Genomic DNA, 5,285 nt, shown 5'->3' with positions numbered 1-5,285 from the left:
GGCCCGTGCACGCCGGCGGCAGCGCCCCGGGGAGCGTCCCCGCCGTCCGCAGAGGACCGGAGCAGCAGCCCGCCGGACTCGGTCGGGCTCGCCTCCCAGTCCCCGCAGCGCCAGCCCGTCTCCGTCGTCGCCACCGCCGGGTGGACGGTGAGCAGGCCACCGGCGTGGTGCGCCAGGTAGTCCGGCCGGTGCTCGGGCGCCGCGGCGAGGAGGGTGACCGGGTCGGTGACCCCGGACAGCACCAGCAGGCTGGGTGCGCCGGCCCGCTGGGCGCCCTCGACGTCGGTGTCGAGGCGGTCGCCGACGACGAGCGGGCTGCGGGCCGCGGTGCGGCGCACGCACTCGGCGTGCATCGCCGGGTCGGGCTTGCCGGTGACCGTCGGCGGGTGGCCGGTGACCGCGCTGACGACCCCCACCAGGGCGCCGTTGCCGGGGAGCGGGCCACGTGGTGAGGGGACGGTCGCGTCGGCGTTCGTCGCGATGTGCCGCGCGCCGTTGCGCACCGCGACCACCGCTTCGGCGAGCTGGGCCCAGCCCACCTCCCGGCCGTAGCCCTGCACGACCGCGTCGGGCCGGTCCTCGGCGCTGTCGACGACCGTCAGCCCGACGGCCCGCAGCGCTGCGGCGACCCCGGGCCCACCGACGGGGAGGATCCGGGCGCCGGGGCCGAGCAGGCCGGCGACCACGCTGGCGGCAGCCTGCGAGCTCGTGATCACGTCCGCGGGCTCGGCCGCGACGCCGATCTCGGTGAGGTGGGCCGCGACCTCCTCCGGTGTGCGGGAGGCGTTGTTGGTGACGTAGCCCAGGCGCATGCCGGCACGCCGGGCCTCCTGCAGCGCCTCCGGCACGTCCGGGACCGCCGCCGGCCCGACGTAGACCACGCCGTCGAGGTCCAGCAGAGCGACGTCGTGGACCTCGACGAGCGGGACGGCCGACCCGGTCGCCAGCGACGGTTCGCCCGCCGCCCCGGGGCCCTCCGCCCGCACTGCTGCTGTCCCCACTCCGGGTCTCCTTCCGTCGCTGCGGCGCGGCGCATGCCGCCCCGATGGGTCGTCCCGCCGCGTCGGGTCACGCCGCTCCTACGATTCGGACGTGCCCTCGTCGCCGGCGGACCGCCGCCCGTCCGATCCTGCGGCAGGACTCGAGGTCCGGCCCTTCCGGGCGCTGACCTACCGCCACCACGATCACGCATCCCTGGCCCGCGTGAGCTCGCCCGCCTACGACCTGGTGACCCCGACCGACCGGGACCGCCTCGCCGCATCCGACCCGCACAACATCGTCCGGCTCATCCTCCCGAGGGACGAGCGGCCCGCGGGAGCCGCCCCGGCCCAGGAGGGCGTCGCGGCGTCCTGGGCCGCCCGGGCCGCCGAGGAGCTGCGCCGGTGGGAGCGGGAGGAAGTGCTGGTCCGGGACGCCGTGCCGGCGCTGTGGGCCTACGAGCTGCAGCCGCCCGACGGAGGAGCGGCCACCGTCGGCTGGCTGGGTGCGGTCTCCATCCCGGCGCTCTCCTCCCCCGCTGTGCTCCCGCACGAGGACACGTTCCCGGTAGCGGTGGAGGGACGCCGCGCGCTCCTGGCGGCCACCCGCACCGACCTCGAACCGATCGTGCTGGCCCACGACGCCGACCCCGAGGTGACCGACCTGACCGGTCGTGCGCGGCGCGAGACGCCGACGATGGAGGTGCTCTACGACGACGGGGTGCGCCACCGGTTGTGGCGCGTCACCGATCCCGCGTTGCTGGCGCCGCTGACGGCGGCCCTGCGGCGCACGGCGGCGGTGATCGCCGACGGGCACCACCGGTTCGCGGCCGCACGAGCTCATCAGCGCACCGATCCCGGCTGCCCCGGCTGTGACGCCGTCCTCGCGCTGGTCACACCCATGGGCCCCGGCGGGCTCCGCGTGGCGGCGATCCACCGGGTGGTGCCCGACCTCGGGCTCGACGCCGCCGCCGGCACCGCCGCGGCCGGCTTCACGGTCACCGACCTGCCGGTGCCCGCCGGCACCTCGGAGGGGGCGTCCGTGGCGGCGTCGGTGCACGCCTGGTCGGCCGACCCGGAGGGGGCCGGGTACCTGCTCAGCGACGGCCGGCGCCTGGTCCACCTGGGCGATCCCGCACCGTCCGTGCGCGACCGGGTGCCGACGGAGGCGCCGGAGTCCTGGCGCGGTCTCGACGTCGTCCTGGCCCATCACGGACTCCTGGACGGTCTGTGGGGCCGGTCCGACGAGCCGGAATCGGTGCTGATCGCCCACACGGTGGAGGAGGCGCTGCGCACAGCTGTCGAGCGAGCCGGGGTGGCGCTGTTCCTGCGACCGCCTTCTCCGGCCGACGTCGCCGCGGTCGCGCGGGCCGGGGCCCGGATGCCCCGCAAGTCGACGCTCTTCGTGCCCAAGCCCCGGACCGGTCTGGTGCTCCGACCGCTGGACGACTGAGCAGGACTCACGCGGTCCGCTCGGCGGCCGTCGTGGATCCGCGGGGCACCTTCCGGCCGCGACGGCAGTTCACCTCGCACACCGAGGCGGTGCCCGTCCCGGTTCTCCAGAACCGGCGCTGCAGGGCACCCTCGACCTCGACGACGTCCCCCGGCTGCCAGGCTGCCACGCGTCGTTGCAGCGCACGGTCGTAGGTGATGCAGCTCAGCACGTCGACCGACTGCCCACGCGCGCGCGGCTCGGGCCGGCGCACCACCAGCCGGAAGGACACGAGGGTGTCCCCGCTGGGGAGGGTGCGGACCTCTGCCGGGGCGGACACCCGCCCGCGCAGCACCACGTCGTTCCGATCGATCACAGCCACGCTCATGCACCGAGCCTGGAGCGACGACGCGCGAGGGCACAGTGCGGCGAGGCATCTGTGGACGCGAGAGTCAGGTGTGGACGGCTCGCCCGTTCCCGTCAGTGGCCCGTGCCGGAAGGCCCCGCCCTCGCTCCCGAGGGCGGGACCTCCGGCGGTGGACCGCCCCGGCTACTGGGGCCAGACCTCGGCGACCTGCAGCCCGGTCCCGGCGACGTGGTCCCCCTCGTGGCCGGGCTCCATCGTGCAGATGAAGCCCCAGCCGTCGGGGTCGCCCGCGTCGCAGCAGGGCGTGGCATCGGTGCGGTCGGGACGCGGGTCGGGGTCGCCGATCCGGTACGTGGACGCGGACATGGAGCCTCCTCGGAGGAGACGCCCGGCGGGTGTGGTCACCCGCCGACTCAGGCGTCTAGCTCTCCCAGGGCTCGCAGGCCGAACCGCATGGCGATCTCCTCCGCGTCGGGGCGTTCCTGCTCAGGGTGCCTGGTCGGTGGTCGGATCACCACTGGTGTCGGCGGCGTCGTCGGTCTCCCCGAGCAGCTCGGCCACCTCGGCCTCCACCTCGTCGGCGAAGGACTGCCCCGCTGCCGCGTCGTCGTCGCTAGCGGCGTCGGGGCCGTCGGGCTCCTCGGCCACCTCGACGGGCGTCGGGACATCGCACGCCTGGTCGAGCTCCTCGAGCTCGGTGAACTCGACGGAGTCGGCGAGGGCGTCCGCGTCCAGGGCGGTCACGGCGTCGTGCCAGCTCTGGGCGAGCTCCTCTTCCCCCTGGGCATGAAGGAGGTCGGCATAGGCAGCGGCGAAGCGCAGCCGGGTGGTGTCGCCCTCGGTCAGCGAGTCCGGCGACGGACGCGGCCCCAGGGCCGCCTCCAGGATCAGCCGGGCAGCGGCGTGCTCGCCGAGGTCCCGACGCGCGCCGGCCTCGACCAGCCGCAACTCCGCGGTCTCCTCCTCGTCCGGGGACTCCCCCAGCGCCTCGGCGACCAGCCGCAGGGCCACCTCCGGCCGACCGAGCGCCCGCTCGCAGTCGGCGAGCACGGCGCGGTAGCCGTGGTCGCCGCTCATCCGCCGGTAGGCGCGCAGCTCCCGGGCTGCCTCGGCGTAGTCCTCGGCGTGGTACGCCGCGACACCGACGGCCTCGCGGACCACGGCGACGCGGGAGGCACGATCCCGGGCAGCCCGGGCGTGGGCCAGCGCTGCCTGCGCGTCCTCGTCGACCAGCGTGCCGGCAGCGACGAGGTGCGCGGCGACCCGATCGACGTTCCTCGGGTCGAGCCCGCGCAGCGCCGAGCGCACGGCCGGGTCGAGGTCCCGGGGATCCACCCAGTCCGGGATCTCCGGCCCGGCAGGAATCGGCGGACGACGTTCCGGTCGCTCCGCGGAACGCGGCCCGCGATCAGGAGCGCCATGACGGTCCCCCGACGGACGACGGTCCCGCCAGCTGCCCGGCCCACCGCGGTCCGGGCGGGCGGATCGATCAGTCTGCGGCCTGTCCCCGGAAGGACGACGCTCCTGCCAGCTCCCACCCTGCGGACGGTCTCCCTGGGGGCGGCCGCCGGAGGGGCGACGCTCCTGCCAGCCCCCGCCCTGCGGGCGATCCCGCTGCGGACGCTCCCCCTGCGGACGCTCTCCCTGCGGGCGGCCACCCGAGGGGCGACGCTCCTGCCAGCTCCCACCCTGCGGACGATCCCGCTGCGGACGCTCCCCTTGCGGACGGTCCCCCTGCGGACGACCACCCGAAGGACGGCCACCCGAAGGACGACGCTCCTGCCAGCTCCCACCCTGCCTACGGTCTCCCTGCGGACGACCACCCGAGGGACGACGCTCCTGCCAGCCGCCGCCCTGCGGGCGATCCCGCTGCGGACGCTCCCCCTGGGGACGGTCACCCTGGGGACGGTCACCCTGCGGGCGGCCACCCGAAGGACGGCGCTCCTGCCAGCTCCCACCCTGCGGACGGTCCCCCTGCGGACGACCACCCGAAGGACGACCACCCGAGGGACGCCGCTCCTGCCAGCCCGTGCGATCGTCACGTGACGACCCACCGCTCCGGCCGCCGGCTCCGGACGACCGGTTCGACGGACGTCCCCGATCGGCACCCGAGTCGCCGCTGCCCTCGCCCCCACGACGGGATCCCGCTGCAGGGCCGCTGTCACGGGAGGCGAAGTACCGCGCGTCGCGGTCGTTCAGCGGACGGCCTCGCCGCTCCCCGTCGGCGGACGCCCCACGTCCGCCGGCCACCCCCCGCGGAGCACCGGGACGACCCGACGCACCGCTCGGGCGCTGGGCACGGGCGCCCGGCCTGCCGGCGCCCTTCCCGGATGGGCCACCACCGGAGCCGCGCGCCCCGCTCGGGCCGTCGGAACCGCGTCGGGGAGTAGTCATATGTCGGGGTACCTCTTCGAATAGCGGCGTACTTGCTCAAGCCGCCGAGAACTGGGACATACGAACGCGAACGGGGGCCAGAGCGCGTACGCTCTGACCCCCGTTCGGTAATGGT

5 protein-coding genes are annotated in these 5,285 nt (G+C 76.0%); 1 reads left to right on the top strand and 4 read right to left on the bottom strand.

All coding sequences use genetic code 11. The features are described from left to right. Positions 1 to 1,001, bottom strand: a 1,001-nt coding sequence (locus tag BN344_RS14175; protein WP_231486866.1) for an HAD-IIA family hydrolase, incomplete at its 3' end; no start/stop codon positions are given. A 91-nt stretch (positions 1,002 to 1,092) separates the two neighbouring features. Here BN344_RS14175 and BN344_RS14170 point away from each other — a divergent pair. Beyond that, positions 1,093 to 2,430, top strand: coding sequence for a DUF1015 domain-containing protein (locus BN344_RS14170; protein ID WP_040339297.1), 1,338 nt, complete (start codon positions 1,093 to 1,095; stop codon positions 2,428 to 2,430). Between the two features lie 7 nt (positions 2,431 to 2,437). Here the strand turns inward: BN344_RS14170 and BN344_RS14165 are convergent, their stop codons facing one another. The 3 genes from BN344_RS14165 to BN344_RS19150 all read right to left on the bottom strand — a co-directional run bounded on the left by BN344_RS14165 (position 2,438) and on the right by BN344_RS19150 (position 4,111). After that, on the bottom strand, positions 2,438 to 2,797 hold the full coding sequence (locus tag BN344_RS14165) for a single-stranded DNA-binding protein (protein ID WP_040339296.1): 360 nt from the start codon (positions 2,795 to 2,797) through the stop codon (positions 2,438 to 2,440). A gap of 162 nt (positions 2,798 to 2,959) precedes the next feature. Beyond that, positions 2,960 to 3,142, bottom strand: coding sequence for a hypothetical protein (locus BN344_RS14160; protein WP_040339295.1), 183 nt, complete (start codon positions 3,140 to 3,142; stop codon positions 2,960 to 2,962). Positions 3,143 to 3,262: 120 nt separating this feature from the next. Then, positions 3,263 to 4,111, bottom strand: a complete 849-nt coding sequence (locus BN344_RS19150; RefSeq protein ID WP_051515955.1) for a tetratricopeptide repeat protein — start codon at positions 4,109 to 4,111, stop codon at positions 3,263 to 3,265. Positions 4,112 to 5,285 lie beyond the last annotated feature (1,174 nt).

Origin of the sequence: Candidatus Blastococcus massiliensis AP3 (genome assembly GCF_000582785.1) — a bacterium.
Taxonomy (GTDB): Bacteria; Actinomycetota; Actinomycetes; order Mycobacteriales; family Geodermatophilaceae; genus Blastococcus; species Blastococcus massiliensis.
The sequence above is the reverse complement of the archived record's forward strand: the minus strand, read 5'-3'. Positions and strand labels throughout refer to the sequence as shown.